Here is a 23,286-nt window from a genome sequence, read left to right as displayed (position 1 = left end):
CTACCCAGGGAAGCCTGGGAAATAGTAGGACGTCCTAGTATCTTCATGACAGGGCCACTGACGAAGGAGTGAGCAGGCGTGCATGTACCCGTGCATCCCGTACGTTTCGTGACGGCGGCGGCGTTGTTCGACGGTCACGACGCGGCGATCAACATCATGCGGCGCATCCTCCAGACCCAGGGGGCCGAGGTCATCCATCTCGGGCACAACCGCTCGGTGGAGGAGATCGTCGACGCCGCGATCCAGGAGGACGTCCAGGGCGTGGCGATCAGCTCCTACCAGGGCGGCCACGTGGAGTTCTTCACCTACCTGGTGGACCTGCTGCGCGAGCGCGGCGCGGGCCACATCAGGGTGTACGGGGGCGGCGGCGGGGTGATCGTGCCCGAGGAGATCGAGCTGCTCCACTCCCGGGGCGTCGCGCGGGTCTTCTCGCCCGAGGACGGCCAGCGGCTGGGCCTGCCCGGGATGATCAACAAGTTGGTCGAGGAGTGCGACGTCGAGCTGGAGGGCGCGCCCTCGGTGGAGGCCGTGGTCTCCGGCGACCAGGCGGCGCTGGCCCGCGCGATCACCCTCATCGAGTCGGGACGGGCCCCGGCGGAGCTGGTCGAAGGACTGCGCGCGGCCCGCAGGAACGCCCCGGTGCTGGGCATCACGGGCACCGGCGGGTCGGGCAAGTCCTCGCTCACCGACGAGCTGGTCCGCCGGTTCCGGGTGGACAACGACGACAAGCTGCGCATCGCGGTCATCGCCATCGACCCGACGCGCAGGCGGGGCGGCGGCGCGCTGCTCGGCGACCGGATCAGGATGAACAGCCTGAGCCCGCAGACCTACTTCCGCTCGCTCGCCACCAGGGGCGCGCCCAGCGAGGTGCCGGCCTGCCTGGACGACGTGATCATCGCCTGCCGGGCCGCCGGGCACGACCTGGTCGTGGTCGAGACGCCCGGCATCGGGCAGGGCGACGCCGGCATCGTGCCGCACGTGGACGTGCCGATCTACGTGATGACGCCGGAGTTCGGCGCCGCCTCCCAGCTGGAGAAGATCGACATGCTCGACTTCGCCGAGGCCGTGGTGATCAACAAGTTCGAGCGGCGCGGGGCCGAGGACGCGCTGCGCGACGTGCGCCGCCAGATGGTGCGCAACCGGGAGGCGTTCGGCGTCAGGCCCGAGGACATGCCGGTGTTCGGCACGATCGCGGCCCGCTACAACGACGCCGGCGTCACCGCCCTCTACCACCACCTCAAGGACCTGCTGGCGGAGAAGGGCCTGCAGGCGGGCCCCGGCCTGCTGGCGCCCGTCCAGGGCCGTACCTCGCAAGCGTCCGCGGCCATCGTGCCGCCGTCGCGGGTGCGCTACCTGGCCGAGATCGCCGAGAGCGTGCGCGCGTACCACGAGGAGACCCGCGCGCAGGCCGAGGTGGCGCGCCGCCGCCAGCAGCTGGAGGCGGTGCGGGCGCTGCTCGGCGAGGAGGACGAGCGGCTGGCGAGGCTGAGCGAGCAGGCTGAGCGCGAGCTGACCGAGGAGAGCCGGGCGCTGCTGGCCGACTGGCCCGGCACCAGAGCCCGCTACAGCGCGGACGAGCTGGTGGTACGGGTGCGCGACCGGGAGATCCACACCCCGCTCTGGCGCGAGACCCTGTCCGGCAACCGCGTCCCCCGGGTCGCGCTGCCCCGCTTCGAGGACCACGGCGAGCTGCTGCGCTGGCTGCGCGCCGAGAACCTGCCGGGCCGGTTCCCGTTCACCGCGGGCGTGTTCCCGTTCAAGCGGGACGACGAGGACCCGACGCGGATGTTCGCCGGCGAGGGCGACCCGTTCCGCACCAACCGGCGCTTCAAGCTGCTGTCGGAGGGCCAGCCGGCGACCCGGCTGTCGACCGCGTTCGACTCGGTGACGCTGTACGGGAACGACCCGGACCTCCGGCCCGACATTTACGGAAAAGTCGGGACGTCGGGGGTGTCGATCGCGACGCTCGACGACATGAAGGTCCTGTACGACGGCTTCGACCTGTCGTCACCCAGCACGTCCGTGTCGATGACCATCAACGGCCCCGCGCCGACGATCCTGGCCTTCTACCTCAACACCGCCGTCGACCAGGCGCTCGACCGCTTCCGCGAGGAGCACGGCCGCGAGCCGTCGGCGGAGGAGGCGGGCGAGCTCCGCGCCCGCACGCTGGCCACCGTGCGCGGCACCGTGCAGGCCGACATCCTCAAGGAGGACCAGGGCCAGAACACCTGCATCTTCTCCACCGAGTTCAGCCTGCGGATGATGGCCGACATCCAGGAATGGTTCATCCGCAACCGGGTCCGCAACTTCTACTCGGTGTCGATCTCCGGCTACCACATCGCCGAGGCCGGCGCCAACCCGATCAGCCAGCTCGCCTTCACCCTGGCCAACGGCTTCACCTACGTGGAGGCGTACCTGGCGCGGGGCATGGACGTGGACGACTTCGCGCCCAACCTGTCGTTCTTCTTCTCCAACGGCATGGACCCCGAGTACAGTGTGCTCGGCCGGGTGGCCCGGCGCATCTGGGCGGTCGCCATGCGGGAGAGGTACGGCGCGGGGGAGCGGTCGCAGAAGCTCAAGTACCACATCCAGACCTCCGGCCGGTCGCTGCACGCGCAGGAGATGAACTTCAACGACATCCGCACCACCCTGCAGGCCCTGATCGCCGTCTACGACCACTGCAACAGCCTGCACACCAACGCCTTCGACGAGGCCGTCACCACCCCGTCGGCCGACTCGGTGCGCCGGGCGATGGCGATCCAGCTCATCATCAACCGCGAGTGGGGCCTGGCGCGCAACGAGAACCCGCTGCAGGGCTCGTTCGTCATCGACGAGCTGACCGACCTGGTGGAGGAGGCGGTGCTGAGCGAGTTCGAGCGGCTGTCCGACCGGGGCGGCGTGCTCGGCGCGATGGAGACCGGCTACCAGCGCGGCAAGATCCAGGACGAGTCGATGCTGTACGAGACGCGTAAGCACGACGGGTCACTGCCGATCATCGGGGTCAACACGTTCCGCAACGGCGACGACCACGTCCCGCACAAGCTGGAGCTGGCCCGGGGGACCGAGGAGGAGAAGCGCTCGCAGCTGGATCGGCTGACCGCCTTCCAGGAGCGGCACCGCGACGAGGCCCCGGCGGCGCTGGCCCGGCTGCGCGAGGTGGCGATGTCCGACGGCAACGCCTTCGAGGTGCTCATGGACGCGGCCCGCGTGTGCACGCTGGGCCAGATCACCGAGGCGCTCTTCGAGGCGGGCGGGCAGTACCGCCGCAACGTCTAGTTCCTGCGGGCGACGCCGCACAGGCCCAGCGAGGAGGAGGGGTCGTCGACGAAGTCGATGGTGTCCTCCTCGGTGGGCCGCCACTCCGGCAGCCACACCAGCCCGGGTTCCAGCAGCTCGAAACCCTCGAACAGGGCCGCGATGCCGGCGCGGTCGCGCAGGACGAGCGGCGAGGTGGCCCTGCTGTAGACCTCGGTGCCCTCCTCGACGGCGTCCGGCCGGGAGTCGCTGGCGCCGTGGCTCAGGACCAGGTAGCTGCCCGGGGCCATCGCGTCGCGCAGCGTCCGGATGATTTCGCGCGGGTTCTCGGACTCCTGGACGAAGTGCATGATCGCGACCAGCAGGACGGCGACGGGCTCCCGGAAGTCGATGATCCTCCGTACCTCCGGGTGGTCGAGGATCTCCTTGGGATTGCGCACGTCGCCCTGGACGGCGGCGTTGTCCTGGCCGTCGAGCATCATCCTGGCGTGCACCAGGACCACCGGGTCCAGATCGACGTAGACCACCCTGGAGCCGTCGGCCACCTCGTGCACGGCGCCCTGGCTGGGCAGGCCGGTGCCGATGTCGAGGAACTGGCGGATGCCCAGACCGGTCAGGTGGCGTACGGCCCTGCCGAGGAACGCCCGGTTGGCCCGTGCGGCCAGCTTCGCTTCGGGCACGATGCGGAGGATCTGCTCGGCCGCCTCCCGGTCAGCCGGGAAATGGTCTTTTCCGCCCAGGTAGTAGTCGTACATCCGGGCGACGTTGGGCGTGTTCGGATCGAACTCCATGGAAGCTGACTCCAACCGGCTGCCCCCCAGGTCCGGAGATGAGAATATCTTTCCAAGATTCTATGCGCCAGTAATGTGATTTGTGGGGAAGATGTCTGGTTTGAAAAGCGAGAATTCCGCCCTGCGAGACGACACCGGAGTTCCCGTCCAGATACCGGAGACGGTTTCCGGCATCGTCTCCCTCGTGCCGTCGCTGACCGAGTCGGTCGCCGCCACCCTGCCCGGCGCCCTGACCGGCGCGACCGACTGGTGCACGCACCCGGCGGACCTGGACGTGACCAGGGTCGGGGGCACCAAGAACCCGGACCTGGAGGCCATCCGGCGGCTGCGCCCCGACGTCGTGCTGGCCAACGCCGAGGAGAACCGCGCCCCCGACATCGAGGCGCTCCGCGCGGCCGGCGTGCCCGTCTGGGTGACCAGGATCGAGACCCTCGACCAGGCCTTCACCTCGCTGGCCCGCATGTTCACCGGCGCCTGCCGGACGACCGTCCCCGCCTGGCTGGCCGAGGCCGGGGAGGTCTGGCGCGAGCCGTACCGCGGCCCGCGGCGCACGGCGGTCATCCCGATCTGGCGCCGCCCCTGGATGGTCGTCGGCCGTGACACCTTCACCGGCGACGTGCTGGCCAGGCTCGGGGTGCGCAACCTGTACGCGGACCACCCCGAGCGCTATCCCAGGATCCCGCTCCCCGAGCTCGCCGGGGCCGGCCCCGACCTGGTGGTGCTGCCGGACGAGCCGTACGCCTTCAGCGACACCGACGGCCCCGAGTCGTTCCCCGGCCTGCGCTGCGTGCCGGTCAGCGGCCGGCTGCTCACCTGGTACGGGCCCTCCCTCACGGAGGCCAGGGCGGAGCTGGAGCGGGCGCTCAGGTGACGGCGCCGGACCGCGCGGCCAGCGCGGCGTCCACGGCCCGCGGCGACAGCACGTGCTCCATGACGATCACCGCGGTGCCCACGATGCCCGCCCGGTCGCCCAGCGAGCTGGTGACGATGTCCAGGTTGCGGGTCGTGTACGGCAGGCTCCTGCGGTAGACGCTCTCCCTGATGCCCGTCAGGTAGTGTTCGCCGGTCTCGGCCATGTCGCCGGCCAGCACCAGCACGCCGGGGTTCAGCAGGCTGACCGCGGTGGCCAGCACGACGCCCAGCGTCCGCCCGCCCTCCTGGACGCGCGCGATGGCCGCAGGGTCACCGCTGTGGACCAGCCGCACCACGTCACGGCTGGTGTCGCGGCCCAGGTCGGTGGCGATGGCGTGGCCGCTGGCCAGCGAGGCCACGCAGCCGCGCGAGCCGCACGTGCACACCCGGTCGTCGGACTCCGACAGCCGGACGTGGCCCAGGTTGCCGGCCGCCTCCTCGACGCCCCGGTAGACCCGGCCGTCCAGCACGATGCCGGTGCCGATCCCGGTGGACACCTTGACCAGGACGAGCGACGCGCAGCCGCGCCAGGACGACCACCACTCGCCCAGCGCCATCGCGTTGGCGTCGTTCTCCACCAGGACAGGCACCTCGAACTCCGCCCGCAGCGCCTCGCTGATCGGATGGTCGTCCCAGCCGGGCATCAGGAACGACCTGATCATCCGCCCCGAGGCGTGGTCGACCGAGCCGGGCAGGTTGAGCCCGATGCCGCAGACCTGGCCGGCGGGGCGGCCGGTGCGGTCGAGCAGCCGCCGGAACGCCTGCCGCACCCACGTGAGCACCGCCTCCGGACCCCGCGCGATGCGCATCTCGATGTGCTCCTCGGCCATCGGCCGGGCCGCGAGGTCGGTCAGCGCGACCCGGGCGTGACTGGCGCCGAGGTCGGCCACCAGCGCCAGCCGGCTGGTGGCGTCGATGTCGAGCACCGAGGGCGGCCGCCCGCCCCTGGAGGTCGCGACGCCGGACTCGTGGATGTATCCGGCCTCGATCAGCCGGTCGACCCGGTCGGTGACGGTCGACCGGGACAGGCCGGTGACCTCGATCAGTTCCTTGCGGGTGCGGCAGGTGCGGTCGCGGATGAGCTGGAGGACCTGCCCCGCCGTCAGCATGGGTCTATCCTTTCTCCGCTCCCGCCGTGAGCCCTTCCGTGAGGAGCCTCTCACTGGCGAAGAAAATGATCACGATGGGCAGTGTCAGAACCACCGATCCTGCCATGAGCACCGTCGTCGGGATCTCGATACTGCCCGCAAGCTGTGAGAGCCCGAGCGAGACGGTCCAGCTGTCCCGCTTCTCCACCAGGAAGAGCAGGGCGAACAGGAACTCGTTCCAGGCGATCATGAACACGTAGAGGCCGGTCGCCATGAGCGCGGGCTTGGACAGCGGCAGCACCACCCGCCAGATGGTCGACAGGCGGCCGCAGCCGTCGATCGCGGCCGCCTCCTCCACGCTCTGCGGCACGGTCTCGAAGTAGTTGCGCAGCATGTATACCGTGACGGGCACGGTCTGTGCGATATAAACCAGGATCAGGCCGACGAGCGACCCCCGCAGCCCGAGCATGGTGAACAGCACGAACAGCGGAATGGCCAGCACGATCGCCGGGAAAAGATAGACCGCCAGAAACAGGAAATGCACCTGGCGGCGCCCGAAGAACTCCAGCCGGGCCACCGCGTACGCGCCGGGGATCGAGATCAGCAGGGTCACCGCCACCGACGCGACGGCGACGATCGCGCTGTTGCGTATGAAGGTCAGGAACCCCTGCCGGTCCAGGACGTCCGCGTACGTGTCGAAGGTGAAGCTCCGCGGCCAGAGCGAGCCGGGCTCCAGGATCAGCTCCTGGATGTCCCGGAACGACAGCATGACCATGTAGTAGAAGGGGAACGCGGTGGCCAGGAAGAGCACCGCGATGACCACGGGCCGCAGCACCCTGAACAGCGCCCGCTCGAACCTATCCCTGCTCACCGCGTTCACCTCCGCCGAAGAACCTGAGATAGACGACGAGGAACACGACCAGCACGACCGCGAGCACGATCGCCTGGGCGGCCGAGGCGCCGATGTCGTCGCGGGCGGTCAGGAAGTTGTAGACCCGCACGCTGACCACCTCGGTGCCGGCGCCGCCCCCGGTCAGCAGGTAGACGTCGTCGAACTTGGTGAACGTGAACACGAACCGCAGCACCGACAGCAGCGCGATGATCCGCCACAGCTGCGGCAGGATCACGTAGCGGAAGCGCTGGGTCGGCGTGGCCCCGTCGACCACCGCCGCCTCCTCCAGCTCCGACGGCAGCGCCTGGATCCTCGCCAGGATGAACAGGAAGGCGAACGGGAAGTAGCGCCACGCCTCGAAGGCGATCACCGTGAGCAGCGCCACCGGCACCTCGACGCCCAGGAAGGTGCCCCGGGCCTGGGTGAGGAAGGCGATCGGCTCCTCCAGCCAGGTGTTGACGATCCCGTACTGCGGGTTGAGCATCGTCTCCCACAGGAACGCCACCGCCACGACCGGCGCCACGTACGGGATCAGGATCGAGGCCCGCACCACCGTGCGGCCCCTGAACCGGCCGCGCAGCGCCAGCGCCGCGACCAGCCCGATCACGATCGACAGCGCCGTGCCCGCCACCGTGTAGACGAGCGTGTTGACCAGGGCCGACCAGAACCCCGGCTCGGCGAGCACGTACGCGAAGTTGTCCAGCGTGTAGTCGCCGAAGAGCCCGGACTGGCGGATGTTGATCAGCCGGACGTCCTGGAACGCCAGCATGATCGCCCACAGCAGCGGCACGACCACCACGACCAGCGTGATGACCAGGGTGGGCGAGATGAGCGCCAGCCCGGCCCTGCCCTCCTGCTCCGGCAGGGTCCGCCCGCGCCTCACTCGCGGATCCCGCGCTTGATGGTCTCGACCTCCCGTGCGGCCTGGGCGGCGGCCTGCTGAGGAGTGATCGATCCGGCCACGACCGCGCTCAGCGCGGTGGGCACGGGCAGCTCGCCCATCACGGCGCCGACCAGCTTGCCCTGGCCCTGCGGGATGCCCCACCGGTCGAACGTCTCGGGGCTGGTGCGCAGCGCTTCGAGCACCTCGGGCGGGTAGATGTCGCCCAGCGGCTTCTTGGTGTCGACGCCGGCCTCCAGCGCCTCCCACTTCTCCGCGTAGCCCTGACGGGTGGGGAACTTGCCCTCCGGCGCCATCCCGAGCCACCGCTCGTAGCCCTCGTTCATCATGTACGAGACGAACCTGCTCGACGGGTCCGTCTTGGCGTCCCGCATGATCGCCCACGATACGATCTCGCCGTACTGCGCGGGCGCGCTCCCGTCGGGCCCCTTCAGCGCGGTCACGACGCCGGTGTTCTCGGCCAGCCACTCGGGGTTCTCCCGGCACTGCTCGCAGCTCGGCAGCGCGTCCTTGCGCAGCCCCGCCAGCTCGTCGAGGATGAACGACGACCAGATGGTCATGGCCGCCTTGCCGGAGAAGTAGGTGGCCCTGGTGGAGTCGACGTCCTGATTGCCCTTGACCGAGTAGTTCTTCGCCAGGTTCGTGTAGAACTCGAAGGCCTTCACGCACTGCGGCGAGCCGAGCGTGACCTTCCCCGCGTCGTCCACCAGCTCGCAGCCGTTGGCCAGCGCCACGTGCTCGAAGCTCTGCGCGGTGAAGGAGTCCTTCGGCGCCACGGCGAGCGTGATGCCCGCGACGCCGCCGGTGTTCAGCTTGGCCGCGGCCGCCTCCAGCGCCTCGTAGGTGTCGGGCGGTCGCAGGCCGGCCTTCTCGAACAGGTCCTTGCGGTAGAGGATGAGCTGGGCCCAGCCGTCGCTGGGCACCGCGAGCAGCTTGCCGTCGCCGGTGTCGAGCTCCAGCGCCCGGGCCGAGAACGTGTCGCGGCCGAGCTGGTCGACGATCTTGCCAGGGGTCTCGGTGTCCAGGAGGTCGTTGGCCTCCAGCTCGCGGACGGACGCCAGGGGCAGCGCCCCGATCACGTCGGGCAGGTCGCCCGCCGCCGCGGCCGAGGTGACGACCTGGCTGAACTGGTCCTCGGCGATGCCCACGAGCTCGACCTGGATGCCGGTCCGCTGGGTGAACTCCTTGACGATCTGCTGTTGCACGGCCATCCGGTCCTCGAGGTTCTCCTCGGTCCAGACCGTGATCCGGTTGCCGGCTTCCTGTTCGTTGCCGCCGCCGCAGGCCGCCAGGCAGGTCGCCGACAGCAACGCGACGGAGAGGACGGCGGTTACCTTCTTCGGCATGACGCGCTCCTCCGGATGGGGATATGCGGCCACTTACCCTCTGATCAGGTCGCGCAACGCAGCGGAGGCGTTTCCGCACCTCCCTCCGCACCGGGCGCTGACCACGACCGTCCCTTCCGCCGCCCGCGGTTGGTACTCACGGCCCGGCGAACCGTAAAGGGAGGGTCTGCGCAGGGCGAAATTCTCGTATCCGTCAGACGCGGCAGACGACTCCGAAAGGATCAATCTGATCGGATTTCGGTCATCGAGGCGAAGTGGTTCCGGCTGGTACCAGCGGCCGGGACCCTCTCTGGAGCTGCTCTGCCGCAAATAGCGGGTAAGGTCGCTTTCCAGAACTCGATGTCTGAAACCCCTTTTTGCTGAAGTTTCTCGTACGGAAGTCGTAGACTTTAGAGTGATCCGCCCCCGACTACGGTGTGCGGAGCAGTACTAATCCCGTGACTTTTGATTGATCAATAAGCGTAAGTTGTTGGGGAATGCGCGTCATCACCTTCGAAGAACCGGGCCAGGTCTCCGTCAGCCTGGAACCGCCCGCCGAGCTCGTCCCGGGCAGCGTGCGCGTCCGTACGATGTACTCAGGTGTCTCCGCGGGCACCGAGCTCACCGCCTACCGCGGCACCAACCCCTATCTGAACCGCAGGTGGGATGTCGAGCGACGCCTCTTCCTCGATGGGCGGACGCACGCCTACCCGCTGACCGGCTGGGGCTACCAGGAGGTCGGCGAGGTGGTGGAGGCGGCGCCCGACGTCGCGGAGCCCGCCGTCGGCAGCGTCGTCTGGGGCATCTGGGGCCACCGCGCCGAGGCCGTCGTGCCGGCCGCCCGGCTGGCCGGCCACGTCCTGCCGCCCGGCGCGACCCCGCTGCACGCGGTCTTCGCCCGGGTGGGCGCGATCGCGCTCAACGCCGTGCACGCCGCCGACATCCACCTCGGCGACCAGGTCGCCGTCTTCGGACAGGGCGTCATCGGCCTGCTCGCCACCCGGCTGGCCGTGCTCAGCGGCGCCCGCGTGGTGGCGGCCGACGCCATCCCGGCCCGCCTGGAGCTGGCCAGGCAGTTCGGCGCGGCCGAGACCTTCGACGTGAACGCCGGCTCGGTCGCCGAGTTCATCCGCAAGCGGATCGAGGGCGCCGACACCGCGATCGAGCTCAGCGGCAGCCACCTCGGCCTCCAGGAGGCCATCCGCACCGTGCGCCGGGGCGGCCGGGTCGTCGCCGCCGGCTTCTACCAGGGCGACGGGCTCGGGCTCCGGCTGGGCGAGGAGTTCCACCACAACCAGGTGCAGCTGATCTCCTCCCAGATCGGCGGCGTCGCCTCCTGGCTGTCCCACCGCTGGGACGTCGAAAGGCTCCAGCGGACGTTCATGGAGGTCGTGCACCGGGGCGAGCTCGACGTCAGCGGCCTGGTCACCCATCTGGTGCCCGTGGACGAGGCGCCCGCGGCCTTCGACCTGATCGACAAGCACCAGTCCGAGGTGCTCCAGCTCGTCTTCACCTTCGAGGAGTCACAGTGAAGCTCGCCGCCCAGGAGCAGCTCCTGCCGGGCCGGTCCCTGCAGGAGAAGTTCGCGTTCGCCGTCGAATCCGGGTTCGACGCCATCGAGCTCCGGGGCAAGGGCGACTTCCACTTCGCGGGCCGGCTCACCGAGCTGAAGCGCGCGCTCGCCGACGGCGTGGTCATGCCGACCGTGTGCGTCGACATGCCGCACTTCATCGGCGACTTCGACCCGGCCAAGCGCAAGGACGCCATCCAGCAGCTGCGCTCCCAGCTGACGGTCATCGGCGAGCTGGGCGGCGTCGGCGTCATGACCCCCGCCTCCTGGGGCCAGTTCTCGCTCCGGCTGCCCCCGTTCACGCCCCCGCGCAGCGCGGCCGACGACCGCGAGGTGCTCGCCGAGGCGCTGGGCATCCTGGGCGAGCACGCCCAGCGCAACGGCGTGCTGATCATGCTGGAGCCCCTCAACCGGTACGAGAACCACATGGTCAACACCCTGGCCGAGGCCGTCTCGTACTGCGCCATGGACTCGATCAGGGTCGTCGGCGACACGTACCACATGAACATCGAGGAGGACGACCCCTGCCGCTCCCTGGTGGAGGCCGCCCCCTACCTCGCGCACATGCAGATCAGCGAGTCCAACCGCAACCAGCCGGGCACCGGTCACCTCGACTGGGGCGCCCAGCTGGCCGCCCTCGACGCTGTCGGCTACGACGGCTACCTCGCGCTCGAATGCCGCCTGCGCGGCGAGCCCGAGATCGTCCTCCCCCAGACAGCGGCCTTCATCAGGAAGTTCCTATGATCCTCCGCGACGCGCTGCGCGTCCTGATCGACAACTGGGACGGCAGCCACACCGTCCCCTCCCGCACGCTCTACCCCCACCAGTGGAGCTGGGACTCCGCCTTCATCGCCATCGGCCACGCCCGCTGGTCGCCCCGGCGGGCCAGGACCGAGCTGCTCAGCCTGTTCGGCGCCCAGTGGCACGACGGCAGGGTGCCGCACATCGTGTTCAACCCGGCGGTGCCCGAAGGCGCCTACTTCCCCGGTCCCGGGTTCTGGGAGGCGCGCTCCCCGTCCGGCTGGACCACCTCCGGCATCGTGCAGCCGCCCGTGCACGCGCTGGCCGCCTGGCGGGTCCACCTGGCCGAGCCCGACCCCGCCTTCCTCGCCAGGATCTACCCCAGGCTGGTGGCGCAGCAGGAGTTCCTGCGCGCGCAGCGGCGCGGGCCCGACGGGCTCGTCTCGATCGTGCACCCCTGGGAGTCGGGCATGGACAACAGCCCGTCCTGGGACCTGCCGCTGACCGCGGTGGAGCCGGTGCCCAACGGGGTGGAGCGCCGCGACCTGTGCCACATCGACCCGGCCGAGCGGCCCACGGACCGCGACTACGAGCGCTACATCGCGCTCGCCCGCGCCTACCGCGACACCGGCTACAGCCGCGCGTGCGCCTTCCAGGTCGAGGACCCGCTGTTCAACGCCGCGTACGGGATCGCCGAGTCGACCCTGGCCGAGATCGCGCGGGTGATCGGCCGTGATCCCGCGCCGCACCACGCCGAGGCCGAGACGGTCACCGCCGCCATGGTCGAGCACCTCTACCAGGACGGCCTGTTCCACTCCCGTGACGCCATCACCGGCTGCCTGATCCGCTCCGGCAGCGCCGCCGGTCTGGTGCCGCTCATCCTGCCGGGCCTGCCCCGCGACGTCGCGAACGCGCTGATCGGCACCGGGCTGGACCTGTTCGGTCTCAAGGACGGCGTGCTGCCGAGCTACTCCCCGGCCGCCCCCGGGTTCGACCCGGTGCGCTACTGGCGCGGCCCGAGCTGGATCAACGTGTCGTGGCTGGTCTGGCAAGGGCTCAAGGCCCGCCGCCCCGACCTGGCCGGCGCGCTGGCCGACGGCATGATCGGCGCGGTGGGCCGGTCCGGCTTCCGCGAGTACTTCCACCCCTTCACGCTGGAGGGGCACGGGTCCGGCGACTTCAGCTGGTCAGCCGCTCTGATCGTCGACGTGATCGCTGAGCACGGCCTGGAGGGCGTGCCGCTCACGGCTCGCGAGCTGGGCCATCAGGCGGGGGCCTTCGTCGAAGCCGACCACGTCGGTGATCAGGTGCCGGCGTAGCAGCTCGCCGCGGCCCGCGAGCAGGACGACGCTCTCGTACGAGAGCCGCTCCCGGTCCCAGGCGTGCGCCAGGCCGCGCGGCACCCGCCCGATCTGCGCGCAGCGCAGCGACAACCCGTTGTGGTGGAACTCCTCGCCGAGCCGCACCTCCTGGGCGCCGTCGGTGTAGAAGGCCAGGTCGACGGCCACCCCCTGGGGCCGCAGCAGCTTCAGCGCCAGGGCCAGCGCCCTGGCCCGGCCGCGGCACTGGAAGACCACGTCGGCGCCCCGGTCGTCGGGACCGTGGCGCCAGCGCCGCTTCAGCTCGACCGCCGGATCGGCGTCGGCGGCCAGCGTGTCGGCGCCCAGCGCGGCGGCGACCGCCAGCCGGTCAGGCGTCTCGTCCACGACCACCACTTCCGCGGCCCCGTACGAGATCGCGAACGACGCGGTCAGCAGCCCGACCACGCCCGCGCCCACCACCGCGACCCGCCGCCCGCGCACCCCGTCGCCGAGATGGTGGACGTCCTGGCCGTACAGGTCGGCGGCGGCGTGCAGCAGCCCGTTGGCGCAGATGGGGCCCATGTGGGCGACGTAGATGCCGAGCATCGGGTCGAGCTCGCCGGGCAGCGGCACGAACCGGTCGCGCATCGGGTCGGCGACGTAAGCGCTGCGGTGCCCGTACGCCATGGCCACCAGCGCGCCCTCGGCCACCGCCCGGGTGCGGGTCTCGACCACCCGGCCGACCTGCATGTAGCCGATGCCGCGCACCGGGTAGGCGATCGACGGCGTGCCGTCCAGGAACAGGCCGAGGCCGCGGTCCCAGGTCGAGGTCAGGTAGGGGTTGTCGCCCTTGACGTAGGTGAGCTCGGTGCCGGCCGACACGCCGCTGTGGACGGTCTCCACCAGGAACCCGCCGTCGGGCACGTCGCCGAGCTTCTCCTCGACCAGCGTCACTTCGCCGGGCGCCTCGATGCTGAGGACGGTCGCGACGTCATGCATCGAGCATCACCGGCTTCCGTTCGCGTGCGGACCGCGCCAGCGCCAGAGCCAGCCGGTGGGTCTTGAGCGCCTCCCGGTACGGGACGCGCACGTCGGCCTCCTTACCCTGGACGGCGTCGACGAACGCGCGATCCACCGCCACTTTGGCCTCGCCGCCGTCCCGCAGCCGCTGCTCGCCGTCGACGACCAGCTCGGTCTCGCTCAGCTCCAGCGCGATGCCCTCGGCGTGCACCTCCAGGCCCGCCCGGTGCTTGCGGTCCAGCAGGCAGCAGGTGGCCAGCAGCCCCGTGGCGCCGGCCGCGAAGCTCATGACGGCGGCGGTGGCCCGGTCCACCTCGCCGTCCACGGCGTTCCCGGCGGGCACCGCGTGCACCATCGTCACCTCGCCCACGAGCAGCCGCGCCAGGTCCAGCACGTGGACGGCCTGCTCGACGGTCTGACCGCCGGACCTGCCCGGATCGAGCCACCAGGCGACCGGCGGCACCTTGTCCAGCCAGTGGCCCAGCGCGAGCCGCACCGGCCGGTCGGCCAGCAGGTCCCGGGCGCGGTCGAGGATGTCCAGGTAGCGCCAGTGGTGGCCGACGGCGGAGGGCAGCCCGCGCCGGTCGATCTCGTCCGCGATCGACTCCGCGGTGGCCAGGTCGAGCGAGAGCGGCTTCTCCACGAAGATCGGGAGATCGCAGGCCAGGATGTCACGCTCGGGGTCACCGTGCGCGAAGGGAGGCACGCACACGTACACGGCATCCAGCCCGCCCGCGCTCAGCAGGTCCGCATGGTCGCCATAGGCGGGGGAGCCGTGCTTGGAGGCCAGCGCCTCGGCTCTGCGAGGATCTGTATCGGCGATCCCGGCGATCGTCACGTCGGGGAAACCTGATAGGACGTCGGCATGACGGGCGGCGACATTGCCGGCCCCTACGATGCCCACACGGATGGCGGGAGACATAACCCGGCATATCCCACGCCCTCCAGAAAACAAACAAATACGTTCGAAGAGTCATCAAGGGGGCAGTTGTCGCCGACCTGACCTCCAAAGATCGGGGTTGACTGCATGAAATCAGATCTGGAGGCCTTGACGAGGGTCCGGGAATGGTACGGACTCCACTCCAGCACGGCCGCCGAATGGCCGGTCGACTCTCTCCTGCTGGCCAAGGGAGCCACCACGGTGAGCGTGGTGCTGCCGGCCCACAACGAGGAGTCGACGGTGGGCGACATCGTCACCGCGATCCGCCGCGACCTGGTGGAACGGGCTCCGCTCGTGGACGAGATCGTCGTGGTCGACTCCCTGTCCACCGACGCGACCGCCTCCAGGGCGGCCGCGGCGGGCGCCCGGGTCGTCGCCCAGGAAGCGGTGCTCTCCCACCTTCCGCCGCTGACCGGGAAGGGCGAGGCGCTGTGGAAGGGGCTGGCCGCCACGACCGGGGACATCGTCGTGTTCGTGGACGCGGATCTGCGCGACTTCGGCTCGCACTTCGTCTCCGGCCTGCTCGGGCCGCTGCTGCTGGACCGTGACATCCAGTTCGTCAAGGGCTCGTACGAACGCCCGTACACGGGCGCGGACGGGGTGGCCCACCGCGGCGGCGGCGGGCGCGTGACCGAACTCGTGGCCCGCCCGCTGCTCAACATGTTCTGGCCGGAGCTGTCCGGCTTCGCCCAGCCGCTCGGCGGCGAGTACGCGGCCCGCCGCGAGGTGCTGGAGCAGGTCCCCTTCGTCACCGAGTACGGCGTCGAGTTCGGGCTGCTGGTGGACCTCCTGCAGCTCGTCGGCCTGGACGCGATGGCCCAGGTGGACCTGGGCGTACGGGTCCACACCCACCAGTCGGTGGCCGCGCTCGGCCGGATGGCCGGGCAGATCATGCTGACCGCCTGGTCCCGTCTGGAACGCCAGGGCCGCCTCGTCTCCCCGGAGTCGCCCGCCCACACGCTGTTGCAGTTCGGCCTGGATGGGCAGGCGGACCTGGTGGACGTGGGCGTGGCCGAGCGGCCGCCCCTGGCCACTCTCGTCTTAGAGGAGGACGTGGCTTGAACATCCTGCTGAACGCCGGGCCCTGGCTCCCCGTACCGCCTCCTGGATACGGCGGCATCGAGAACGTCGTCGCCACCCTGATCCCCGAACTGCGCGCTCGGGGGGTGCGGGTGGTGCTGGCCTCGGTGGGGACGAGCGCCATCGAGGTGGACGAGCTGATCAGCGTCTACGCCGACGGCCAGTTCCCCCACCTGCAGAAGCCGTACAACCAGGTCATGGGCATCGCCCACGCCCACCAGGCGCGCGTGGCCGAGGAACTGCGCCGCCGCGACGACATCGACCTCGTCCACGACCACCTCGAAGTGGTCGGCCCCGGCGTGCTGGCGGCGCTGGACGGCCCGCCCGTCCTGCACACCCTGCACTGGGACCTGCACAAGCACGCCGCCTTCTACGACTCCTTCCCTCACAAGATCGCCGTCAACGGCGTCTCCCACTCCCAGCTCGCCCGCGCCCCCGAGGCGCTGCGCCGGGCCGCGCTGGGGGCCGTGCACCTGGCCACCCCGCTCGCGGGCACCGGCCTGCGGGTCGAGCGGGGCGAGCACCTGGTGGTCATGGGCCGCGTGTGCGGGCTCAAGGGCCAGCACGTGGCCGCCCGCATCTGCCAGAAGCTCGACCTGCCGCTGACGCTGGCCGGCCCGGTGAGCGGCCTCGACACGCCCGCCGAGCTGGAGGCCGTCGCCCAGGACCCGTCCCACCCGCTCTACGGCCACCCCGACGTGCGCTACCTCGTCGACCACGTCTCCACCTACCTCGACGGCGACCGCGCCACCTGGATCGGCTCGGTCGGCGGCGAGGACCGCGACCGGCTCTACGCCTCCGCCCGCGCCTCGTTGTTCCCCATCCAGTGGGACGAGCCGGGCGGCACCGCCGTCGTCGAGGCGCTGGCCCTGGGCGTGCCGCCGGTCGGCCTGCGCCGCGGCTGCCTGCCGGAGATCATCGACCACGGCCGCACCGGCTTCCTCGCCGACACCGAGGAGGAGCTGGCGGAGTGGATACTCCGGGTGGACGAGATCGACCCGGAGGAGTGCCGCCGCGAGGCCGCCCGCCGCTTCTCACCGGCCGTCATGGCGGAGCGCTACCTGGAGCTGTACGAGCGGGCGATCAGGAGAAGCCCCGTGGCAGCACGGTGACCGGGACCGGGGCGGCGCGCAGCATCTTCATCGCCAGCTCGCCCAGGAACACCCGGTGCGGCTGGGCGTCCTCGCTCGCCGCGCAGATCAGCAGCTCGCCCGGGAGCCACGTGGCGGTCTCCATCGCGGCCGCCACGTCGTGGCCCTCGGCGACGTCGGCCTCCGCCTCGATCCCCGCGGTCTCCCAGGCCAGGCGCACGGCCAGCGCCAGGTCGTCGCGGATGCGCTCGGGATCGTCGGTGCGCAGGTCGAAGGTGATCAGCCGCAGCGGCACGCCCAGCCGCAGCGCCGCCTGCGACATCCGCGCCACCGCCTCGTCACACTGCGGCCGGTGCACGTACGCGAGCGTGAGCCTGGACAGCTCGCCGGTCGGCGCGAAGCCGGACGGCGCCACCATCACCGCCTCCGGCGACAGGTGGAGCAGGTGGTCGCCGGTGCTGCCGAGGGCGATGCGGCCGTGCTGCCCGCCGGCCGCCGACCCGACCACGATCAGGTCGGCCTTGATCCGGCTGGCCAGCACCCCCAGCCCGCGGCCGGCGCCCCGGCTCTCGAACGCCATGTACTCCGACGGGACGTCCTCCAGCGCCACGCCCGCCTCCGCCAGGTTGGCCTGGGCCTCCACCGCCCGCCCCGGGCTGCCGGGCGGGTAGATCGAGGCCACCGTGAGCTCGCCGCCGGTGACCCGCGTGATGGCCGCGCCGAGGGCCAGCGCCTCCCGCCCGCCCGCGTCGTGGGTGTAGCCGACGATCACGTGCTCTCCGATCACGAAAGCGTCTTTACCCGCTTCGAGCAGGGAATACGCCGTCATTGCAAAGCGTTGCATAACAACGGAGGCGAAAGGAATTGAAGATCACTCTTGACACCAAGTTCATGGGTTCGTCCGGCATGATCACCCTGCGTGACGCCGTCGGGCAGCTGAGGGCCCAGGACCTCGCCTGTACGGTCGCGGGTGACAAGGTAGGGGCGAAGGCGCGGATGTTCGCCGAATGCGTCGAGCGCGGTTTCACGCCGCTCCGCAGCGAGATCATGGCCGCCTGCTACATGGCCGAGCGCGACGCCGTCACCGAGTCCTTCGAACGCGGCCTCATCACCCGGGGCGAGCTGGAGCAGACCCAGCTGGCGCTGTCGAGGCGCTTCCTCGGCTCCACCTGATCTTCCTCCTTTCTGACGGCACATCGCGGTGCCATCTCCTCGTAAAGTCGTGTCCATCACCTGTTAATGGATTGGACACGTGTGTACCGCGACATCGTCGACTTCGCACTCACCACGCCGGCCTGGCTGCACACCCTGGCCGAGGTCGGCACCGACGCCGGCCTGTTCATCTTCGCGGCGTTGTTCCTCGTGTGCTGGTGGCGCGCCCGCCACGCTCCCGCGCGGGACCTGGCGATCGCCATCGCCGGACCGGCCGGGATCGTGGGCGCGTACGTGATCAGCGAGGTGCTGAAGCTCCTCGTCAGGGAGGACCGGCCGTGCCGGGGCGGCGTCGTGACGATCGCCGCCTGCCCTCCGGCGGCGGACTGGTCGTTCCCCAGCAACCACTCGGTGATCGCCGCCGGGGCCGCCGGAACCCTCATGCTGGCCTGGCGCGCGCTCGGCTGGGTGGTGGTGCCCCTGGCCGTCGTGATGGCGTTCTCCCGGGTGTTCGTCGGCGTGCACTACCCGCACGACGTGATCGCCGGGTTCGTGCTCGGCCTGACCCTCGCGCCGCTGCTGGCCCTGCTGATGGTCGGCGCCGTCACCCCGGTGGTCCGCCTGGCCCGCGCACGCCTGTCCGCCGTAGGTTGAGCGCATGGAACTGGTGACGGTCGAGGACATCCGGGCGGCCGCCGGGCGGATCGAGCCGGTCGTCGTCCGCACCCCGCTGGTGCCGGTCGGAGACCTCCTGGTCAAGCCCGAGAGCCTGCAACGGGTCGGCTCGTTCAAGATCCGCGGCGCCTACCACGCGGTGGCCCGGCTGCGCCCCGCCGGGGTCGTCACCCACTCCTCGGGCAACCACGGCCAGGCCCTCGCCTACGCGGCGGCGACCTTCGGCGTGCCCTGCGTGGTCGTGGTGCCCGAGGGCACGCCCCGGGTCAAGACCGACGCCATCCGCCGCCACGGCGCCGAGCTCGTCGTGGTGCCGCCCGACCGGCGCCTGGCCGCCGCCGCCGAGGTGGCCGCCGGGCGCGGCCTCACGCTGGTGCCGCCGTACGACCATCCGGATGTGATCGCCGGGCAGGGCACGATCGGGCTGGAGATCCTGGCCGACCTGCCCGACGTCGAGGTGGTCGCGGTGCCGGTCAGCGGAGGAGGGCTCGTCTCCGGCATCGCCGCCGCCGTCAAGGCGCTGCGCCCCCGCGCCGCCGTGATCGGCGTCGAGCCCGAACTGGCCGCCGACGCCGCCGAGAGCCTGGCCGCCGGCCGGCTCATCACCTGGGAGCCCGCCCGCACGTTCCGCACCAGCGCCGACGGCCTGCGCGCCGAGCTGTCGGAGCTGACCTTCGCCCACCTGCGCGCGCACGTCGACGCCGTCGTCACCGTCACCGAGGACGAGATCCGCGCCGCCATGCGCCACCTGGCCACCGCCGGACGCCTGGTGGCCGAGCCGAGCGGCGCCGTCGCCACGGCCGCCCGCCTGTCGGGCAAGCTGCCGCGCGGGCTGACGGTGGCGGTGCTGTCGGGCGGCAACGTCGACCCCGCCCTGCTGCGCGAGGTGCTTCAGACCGCCGACCAGGAGTGACGGCTGAGGAACCCCCGCTCGCCCGTCGCGTACTCGTGGAAGGCGCGCCGCACCTCCTCCAGCTCCGCCACCTCGGCGCGCACCATCGCGCCCTCCTTGTACTCCAGCTCGTAGCCGGGGGAGACCTGGATGAAGTGGTGGCCGAACGTCACCAGCGCCACGAACGGGTTCTGCGGCGACATGGTGCCGAGCACGTCGTGCACCAGCCCCAGATCGGGATCGTGCACGATGAGCCCGTCGCCGGTGTGGAGCTGCATACCCTGGTAGACCCCGAGCGGTGCCACGTTGTGGACGAGGTCGCGCTGCGGGTCGTAACACACCAGCCCGTACGCGCGCGCGACCTCGAACACCTGGGCCGACATCTCGTCCATGGTCTCCAGGTCCATCGTCACCAGCACGTGGTCCCCGTAGACGGTGACGGTGCCCGGCAGCTCCTTGGCGACCTCCGGCAGCTCCCTCTGAACGGGCTCGCCCTTGCGGACCTCCAGATAGGCGGCCCGTGCCTGGTCCCTGGAGACGGGCACGGGCGCGTCCCACACCATCAACTCAACGCTCACCCGTCCATCTTGTCGGACCAAGGCCGCACTTGATGGGGTACCAGCTGGAACCGAGCCGAAACCGCGCCCTGACGCAGCCCGCCCGGCGTGGCGTCGCTACGTGGTGGCGGCCGGCTTCTCCGTCTCGGGCACCAGCTGGATCGTGCAGTGCATGCACCGGCGGGCCTCGATCGGGATCTCGCCCAGGCACTCCGGGCACTCCTTCGTGGTGGCCGCCTTGTCGCGGTCGAACAGGGTGACGAGCCGCGTCATCGGCAGCACGACCAGCCAGTAGACCACCGCCGCGATGATCAGGAAGGTGATCAGGTGGTTGAGGAAGTCGCCGTACTTGAACTCGCTGCCGTTGACGGTGAACGAGTACTGCGCGAAGTCCGGCTGGCGCCCCCCGGTGACGGCGCCGATCAGCGGCGTGATCAGGTCGCGGACGAGGGCCTGCACGAGCCCGCTGAAGGTCGCGCCGACGATGACGGCCACCGCCAGCTCGACGATGTTGCCGCGCAGCAGGAATTTTCTGAAACCAGCCATAGCAGGCAACCGTATGTAGGCGGCCAAGCACAGGTCAACACAGGGTTTCAGACGGCGTCGAAGCGTCCGGCTTTGACCGCGTCCCGGAACTCTTCCCACTCCTCGCGATCGAACGAGAGCGTCGCGCCTTCAGCATCCTTGCTGTCGCGAATGAGGATTTTGTCATCATATTGCGCCACTTGTACGCAATTTCCGTTGTTGCATGAGAGCCAATGCGGCTTATGGGGAGCCTGCGGAGAGCTCATGCGGAACCTCTCAGAGTGTCTCTATGGCTGTGAAAGAGCCATCGTAGTCTCATCAGCAAGCTATCAAGCTGATGTTACGCCAGGTGTGGATGGGCCACTCTTCTTGAGCTTCTCGATGAAATCCTCCCAAGCCTCGGCGGAGAAGTTCAGCACGGGGCCGTCGCGATGTTTGGTGTCGCGGACGGCGATGCGGCCGTCGGGCAACATCGCCACGGCGATGCAGCTACCGTTGTTGCAGGAGGGAGTCTTCCAGCAGAGTTCCGGTTGGGGATTCGACATCATGTGCCCCTCCTGACTTGCTGACGGTAGGCGTCTACGATGAGTTGCCTCGCGCGCGTGCCGATGCTGGAGGTGGAGTTCCCCGATCCAGCTTCAGATACGTTCTGATGCAATCACCATCGGCAATTGCATCAGCTCTTGCCTTAATACTCAAGCGGCGCGTTTCGGGATCCTGGTTGTCAATCGGGGAGCTGGAAAGGTTGCTGTATCAGCTCCACGTGATCGGCGATGGCTGAGGCAGCCAGCAGTTCAGTTTGATCCACACGCCCGAACCGAGGGCCGACGCTGAATGATGGCCTGCATGAGCCCGATAGGCGCGATTCGATCAAGGTGATCGGCTCGAGGCGCGGATGAAATGTCAGGGCCGGATCACGGTCACCGGTTCACCGCACCTGGTCGCGCTGACGACGAATTCCTGCTGCACCGTCCCGTTGCCGGCTATATACGCTTCGACCGTGCTTCCCGGCTAAGGAGTTCGAGACTGAGACCATCCCGAGGGCCACTTCTTCCTTGGGCCAGGACAAGCAGTTTCATCGCTTCCGCGAGATAATCGACTACCTGACCTCGATGGCCCAGCCTGCGGAGGGGAGCACCGACATGATCGTAAGCCGGGTGGCGACGATGGACCGGGCATGATGACCGGCGCCAACCCCACACTCCGCCAGCGCCAGCTCGCCAACCGGCTGCGCGATCTGCGGCACGACTCGAACATGAGCATCGCCGAGGTCGCCGAGGCGCTCCTCTGCTCCGCCGCCAAGATCAGCCGTATCGAGACCGCCCAGCGCCGGGCGAGCCTCCGCGACGTCCGCGACCTGTGCAGGCTGTACGGGGTCGAGGACCCCTCCGAACTGATGGCCCTGGCCAAGGACGCCCGCGAGCAGGGCTGGTGGCAGGACGGCGAGGACGTGGACTTCCGGCCCGTCCCCGGGCTGGAGAACGACGCGATCGCGATCTCCGAGTTCGAGACCACCACGATCCCCGGCCTGCTCCAGACCGAGGACTACGCGCGGGCGGTGATCCAGGGCTTCCTCCCCCAGATCGATCCGTCTGTGCGGGAGGATCGGGTCGCCTACCGGATGAAGCGCCAGAACGTGCTGCGCAAGACGAAGCCGCCACGCTACTGGGTCCTGCTGGACGAGTCCGCGCTGCACCGCCACATCGGGGGCGAGCAGACGATGGCCGACCAACTGGACCAGGTCGCCGAGATGGCCGCGGCGCCGCGCATCACCGTGCAGGTGGTGCCGTACACGGTGGGCGCGCACATGGCGCTCGACAGCGCATTCATGTTGCTGGAGTTCGACCCGAGCGCGGGTGTGGCCGACACCGTCTACATGGACACGCTGGCCGGTCAGATCTTCCAGGAAAAGCCGGCCCAGCTCGCGCGCTTTCGTGAAGTGCTCAATCAACTCCGTGCGGTGGCCCTCAGCCCGAAGGACTCGATCGCCCTCGTGCGTCAGCGGAGTACTGCCTTCAAAGGTTGATCAGCAAGCAAGGTCTTATAGAGCCGCTTCCAAAACCCGGTTGCATGCCAGTACTGCCGGGCGCATTCGTTAGGGTGAGGGTTTCGTTACTCGTAAGGCTAAGGCGCTGAAACGGGGAATCTCTACCTTGCTCCCTTCGGGGTCGTTCTCCCACTTGTGTTCGCTCTTCGGCTGTACCTAGGTCCGCCGAGGGCCGTTCACTAGGGGAGGAGGTGACCTTGATGCCGTCGCAGGGTGGCGACCGAGGTGGCGCGGACGAGCCGTTATGGCCCGTTCTCGTTATCGCGGTTGCGGAAACGATGAAGGCTCTAGCCGATATCGTGCAGGCGCTGGGGAGCATGCACAGCGGCCGACCTTGATGGTCTCGTACCAAAGATGACCACCGAGGCCGACCGAAAGAGGGGCTTCGCGTCTGTCACTTGGCCGAGGGCTGACGCGGAGCCTCTCGCTGTTGGGCCTAGTCAACGCTTTGGTGGAGCGCCTCCGAATGCCTTCGCGTTGTAGATGGTACCCCGTTCTGATGCGGGAAACCCTGGCAATTGCCTTTGGCAG

General features: G+C 69.9%; 22 protein-coding genes and 1 pseudogene. 11 read left to right on the top strand and 12 right to left on the bottom strand.

Annotated features, from left to right (window positions below; all coding sequences use genetic code 11):
• Positions 1-78 precede the first annotated feature (78 nt).
• The gene (gene icmF / locus ABD999_RS08110) at positions 79-3,276 is read left to right on the top strand and encodes a fused isobutyryl-CoA mutase/GTPase IcmF (RefSeq protein ID WP_271275470.1); all 3,198 of its coding nucleotides are present in this window, start codon (positions 79-81) and stop codon (positions 3,274-3,276) included.
• Here the strand turns inward: icmF and ABD999_RS08105 are convergent.
• Complete coding sequence (locus ABD999_RS08105; RefSeq protein WP_271275469.1) at positions 3,273-4,046, bottom strand: SAM-dependent methyltransferase; 774 nt, start codon at positions 4,044-4,046, stop codon at positions 3,273-3,275. The two genes, icmF and ABD999_RS08105, sit on opposite strands and share 4 nt — an antisense overlap.
• A 100-nt stretch (positions 4,047-4,146) precedes the next feature.
• Here ABD999_RS08105 and ABD999_RS08100 point away from each other — a divergent pair, with 100 nt between their 5' ends.
• Positions 4,147-4,917 (top strand): helical backbone metal receptor, encoded by a 771-nt coding sequence (locus ABD999_RS08100; protein WP_378525229.1) that lies wholly within the window; start codon positions 4,147-4,149, stop codon positions 4,915-4,917.
• On the opposite strand, the gene ABD999_RS08095 is transcribed toward ABD999_RS08100, so the two are convergent.
• From ABD999_RS08095 to ABD999_RS08080, 4 genes are read right to left on the bottom strand one after another with little or no spacing between them, the layout of a single operon-like run.
• Positions 4,910-6,067: an ROK family transcriptional regulator gene (locus ABD999_RS08095; protein ID WP_271275468.1), complete on the bottom strand. Its 1,158-nt coding sequence runs from the start codon at positions 6,065-6,067 to the stop codon at positions 4,910-4,912. The genes ABD999_RS08100 and ABD999_RS08095 overlap by 8 nt on opposite strands.
• Positions 6,068-6,071: 4 nt before the next feature.
• A complete protein-coding gene (locus ABD999_RS08090; RefSeq protein WP_271275467.1) occupies positions 6,072-6,917 on the bottom strand; it encodes a carbohydrate ABC transporter permease in 846 nt (281 codons plus the stop codon).
• Positions 6,904-7,821, bottom strand: coding sequence for a carbohydrate ABC transporter permease (locus tag ABD999_RS08085; protein ID WP_219545671.1), 918 nt, complete (start codon positions 7,819-7,821; stop codon positions 6,904-6,906). The genes ABD999_RS08090 and ABD999_RS08085 overlap by 14 nt, the downstream gene beginning before the upstream one ends.
• Positions 7,818-9,185: an ABC transporter substrate-binding protein gene (locus ABD999_RS08080; protein WP_271275466.1), complete on the bottom strand. Its 1,368-nt coding sequence runs from the start codon at positions 9,183-9,185 to the stop codon at positions 7,818-7,820. Before ABD999_RS08080 ends, ABD999_RS08085 begins: the two co-directional genes overlap by 4 nt.
• Positions 9,186-9,661: 476 nt before the next feature.
• Between ABD999_RS08080 and ABD999_RS08075 the strand changes: the two genes are divergently transcribed.
• The 3 genes and pseudogenes from ABD999_RS08075 to ABD999_RS43870 all read left to right on the top strand — a co-directional run.
• Positions 9,662-10,696 (top strand): zinc-binding dehydrogenase, encoded by a 1,035-nt coding sequence (locus ABD999_RS08075; protein WP_148033962.1) that lies wholly within the window; start codon positions 9,662-9,664, stop codon positions 10,694-10,696.
• A complete protein-coding gene (locus tag ABD999_RS08070; RefSeq protein WP_148033961.1) occupies positions 10,693-11,478 on the top strand; it encodes a sugar phosphate isomerase/epimerase family protein in 786 nt (261 codons plus the stop codon). The genes ABD999_RS08075 and ABD999_RS08070 overlap by 4 nt, the downstream gene beginning before the upstream one ends.
• A pseudogene (locus ABD999_RS43870) lies at positions 11,409-12,653 on the top strand (MGH1-like glycoside hydrolase domain-containing protein); the annotation flags it as partial. The gene ABD999_RS08070 and the pseudogene ABD999_RS43870, both read left to right, overlap by 70 nt.
• Before the next feature lie 9 nt (positions 12,654-12,662).
• Here ABD999_RS43870 and ABD999_RS08065 read toward each other — a convergent pair.
• Together ABD999_RS08065 and ABD999_RS08060 are read right to left on the bottom strand one after the other, a co-directional pair.
• On the bottom strand, positions 12,663-13,775 hold the full coding sequence (locus ABD999_RS08065) for a zinc-binding dehydrogenase (protein ID WP_271275465.1): 1,113 nt from the start codon (positions 13,773-13,775) through the stop codon (positions 12,663-12,665).
• Entirely contained in the window at positions 13,768-14,718 is a 951-nt protein-coding gene (locus tag ABD999_RS08060) for a Gfo/Idh/MocA family protein (RefSeq protein WP_271275464.1), read from the bottom strand. The genes ABD999_RS08065 and ABD999_RS08060 overlap by 8 nt, the downstream gene beginning before the upstream one ends.
• Before the next feature lie 105 nt (positions 14,719-14,823).
• Here ABD999_RS08060 and ABD999_RS08055 point away from each other — a divergent pair, with 105 nt between their 5' ends.
• The gene (locus tag ABD999_RS08055) at positions 14,824-15,798 is read left to right on the top strand and encodes a glucosyl-3-phosphoglycerate synthase (protein ID WP_271275463.1); all 975 of its coding nucleotides are present in this window, start codon (positions 14,824-14,826) and stop codon (positions 15,796-15,798) included.
• Positions 15,795-16,928, top strand: a complete 1,134-nt coding sequence (locus tag ABD999_RS08050; protein ID WP_148033957.1) for a glycosyltransferase — start codon at positions 15,795-15,797, stop codon at positions 16,926-16,928. Before ABD999_RS08055 ends, ABD999_RS08050 begins: the two co-directional genes overlap by 4 nt.
• Here the strand turns inward: ABD999_RS08050 and ABD999_RS08045 are convergent.
• Positions 16,900-17,694: a universal stress protein gene (locus tag ABD999_RS08045; RefSeq protein ID WP_261808810.1), complete on the bottom strand. Its 795-nt coding sequence runs from the start codon at positions 17,692-17,694 to the stop codon at positions 16,900-16,902. The genes ABD999_RS08050 and ABD999_RS08045 overlap by 29 nt on opposite strands.
• A gap of 77 nt (positions 17,695-17,771) precedes the next feature.
• Here ABD999_RS08045 and ABD999_RS08040 point away from each other — a divergent pair, with 77 nt between their 5' ends.
• The 3 genes from ABD999_RS08040 to ABD999_RS08030 all read left to right on the top strand — a co-directional run bounded on the left by ABD999_RS08040 (position 17,772) and on the right by ABD999_RS08030 (position 19,647).
• Positions 17,772-18,080: a hypothetical protein gene (locus ABD999_RS08040; protein WP_271275462.1), complete on the top strand. Its 309-nt coding sequence runs from the start codon at positions 17,772-17,774 to the stop codon at positions 18,078-18,080.
• A gap of 66 nt (positions 18,081-18,146) precedes the next feature.
• Entirely contained in the window at positions 18,147-18,713 is a 567-nt protein-coding gene (locus ABD999_RS08035) for a phosphatase PAP2 family protein (protein WP_271275461.1), read from the top strand.
• A 4-nt stretch (positions 18,714-18,717) separates the two neighbouring features.
• Positions 18,718-19,647 (top strand): threonine ammonia-lyase, encoded by a 930-nt coding sequence (locus ABD999_RS08030; RefSeq protein ID WP_271275460.1) that lies wholly within the window; start codon positions 18,718-18,720, stop codon positions 19,645-19,647.
• Here the strand turns inward: ABD999_RS08030 and ABD999_RS08025 are convergent.
• From ABD999_RS08025 to ABD999_RS08010, 4 genes are all read right to left on the bottom strand, one after another.
• Complete coding sequence (locus ABD999_RS08025) at positions 19,626-20,204, bottom strand: hypothetical protein (protein ID WP_261808809.1); 579 nt, start codon at positions 20,202-20,204, stop codon at positions 19,626-19,628. The genes ABD999_RS08030 and ABD999_RS08025 overlap by 22 nt on opposite strands.
• A 96-nt stretch (positions 20,205-20,300) precedes the next feature.
• Complete coding sequence (mscL, locus tag ABD999_RS08020; protein WP_148033954.1) at positions 20,301-20,729, bottom strand: large conductance mechanosensitive channel protein MscL; 429 nt, start codon at positions 20,727-20,729, stop codon at positions 20,301-20,303.
• A 47-nt stretch (positions 20,730-20,776) separates the two neighbouring features.
• A complete protein-coding gene (locus ABD999_RS08015; protein ID WP_271275459.1) occupies positions 20,777-20,974 on the bottom strand; it encodes a DUF397 domain-containing protein in 198 nt (65 codons plus the stop codon).
• A gap of 63 nt (positions 20,975-21,037) precedes the next feature.
• A complete protein-coding gene (locus tag ABD999_RS08010) occupies positions 21,038-21,256 on the bottom strand; it encodes a DUF397 domain-containing protein (protein ID WP_271275458.1) in 219 nt (72 codons plus the stop codon).
• A gap of 629 nt (positions 21,257-21,885) precedes the next feature.
• Here ABD999_RS08010 and ABD999_RS08005 point away from each other — a divergent pair.
• Complete coding sequence (locus ABD999_RS08005; RefSeq protein WP_271275457.1) at positions 21,886-22,734, top strand: helix-turn-helix domain-containing protein; 849 nt, start codon at positions 21,886-21,888, stop codon at positions 22,732-22,734.
• The last annotated feature ends 552 nt before the right edge of the window (positions 22,735-23,286 follow it).

This window comes from Nonomuraea ferruginea (assembly GCF_039540635.1).
Classification (GTDB): Bacteria; Actinomycetota; Actinomycetes; order Streptosporangiales; family Streptosporangiaceae; genus Nonomuraea; species Nonomuraea ferruginea.
Note: the sequence above shows the minus strand (reverse complement) of the source record. Positions and strands in the feature narration are given on the sequence as shown.

Excerpts from the sequence above, each read along its gene's own strand:
- ABD999_RS08105 (WP_271275469.1), bottom strand. The coding sequence starts at position 4,046 with ATGGAGTTCGATCCGAACACGCCCAACGTCGCCCGGATGTACGACTAC.
- ABD999_RS08010 (WP_271275458.1), bottom strand. The coding sequence starts at position 21,256 with ATGATGTCGAATCCCCAACCGGAACTCTGCTGGAAGACTCCCTCCTGC.
- ABD999_RS08005 (WP_271275457.1), top strand. The coding sequence starts at position 21,886 with ATGATGACCGGCGCCAACCCCACACTCCGCCAGCGCCAGCTCGCCAAC.
- ABD999_RS08055 (WP_271275463.1), top strand. The coding sequence starts at position 14,824 with ATGAAATCAGATCTGGAGGCCTTGACGAGGGTCCGGGAATGGTACGGA.
- ABD999_RS08030 (WP_271275460.1), top strand. The coding sequence starts at position 18,718 with ATGGAACTGGTGACGGTCGAGGACATCCGGGCGGCCGCCGGGCGGATC.
- ABD999_RS08075 (WP_148033962.1), top strand. The coding sequence starts at position 9,662 with ATGCGCGTCATCACCTTCGAAGAACCGGGCCAGGTCTCCGTCAGCCTG.
- ABD999_RS08080 (WP_271275466.1), bottom strand. The coding sequence starts at position 9,185 with ATGCCGAAGAAGGTAACCGCCGTCCTCTCCGTCGCGTTGCTGTCGGCG.
- ABD999_RS08035 (WP_271275461.1), top strand. The coding sequence starts at position 18,147 with ATGGATTGGACACGTGTGTACCGCGACATCGTCGACTTCGCACTCACC.
- ABD999_RS08015 (WP_271275459.1), bottom strand. The coding sequence starts at position 20,974 with ATGAGCTCTCCGCAGGCTCCCCATAAGCCGCATTGGCTCTCATGCAAC.
- ABD999_RS08095 (WP_271275468.1), bottom strand. The coding sequence starts at position 6,067 with ATGCTGACGGCGGGGCAGGTCCTCCAGCTCATCCGCGACCGCACCTGC.
- ABD999_RS08060 (WP_271275464.1), bottom strand. The coding sequence starts at position 14,718 with ATGTCTCCCGCCATCCGTGTGGGCATCGTAGGGGCCGGCAATGTCGCC.
- ABD999_RS08065 (WP_271275465.1), bottom strand. The coding sequence starts at position 13,775 with ATGCATGACGTCGCGACCGTCCTCAGCATCGAGGCGCCCGGCGAAGTG.
- mscL (WP_148033954.1), bottom strand. The coding sequence starts at position 20,729 with ATGGCTGGTTTCAGAAAATTCCTGCTGCGCGGCAACATCGTCGAGCTG.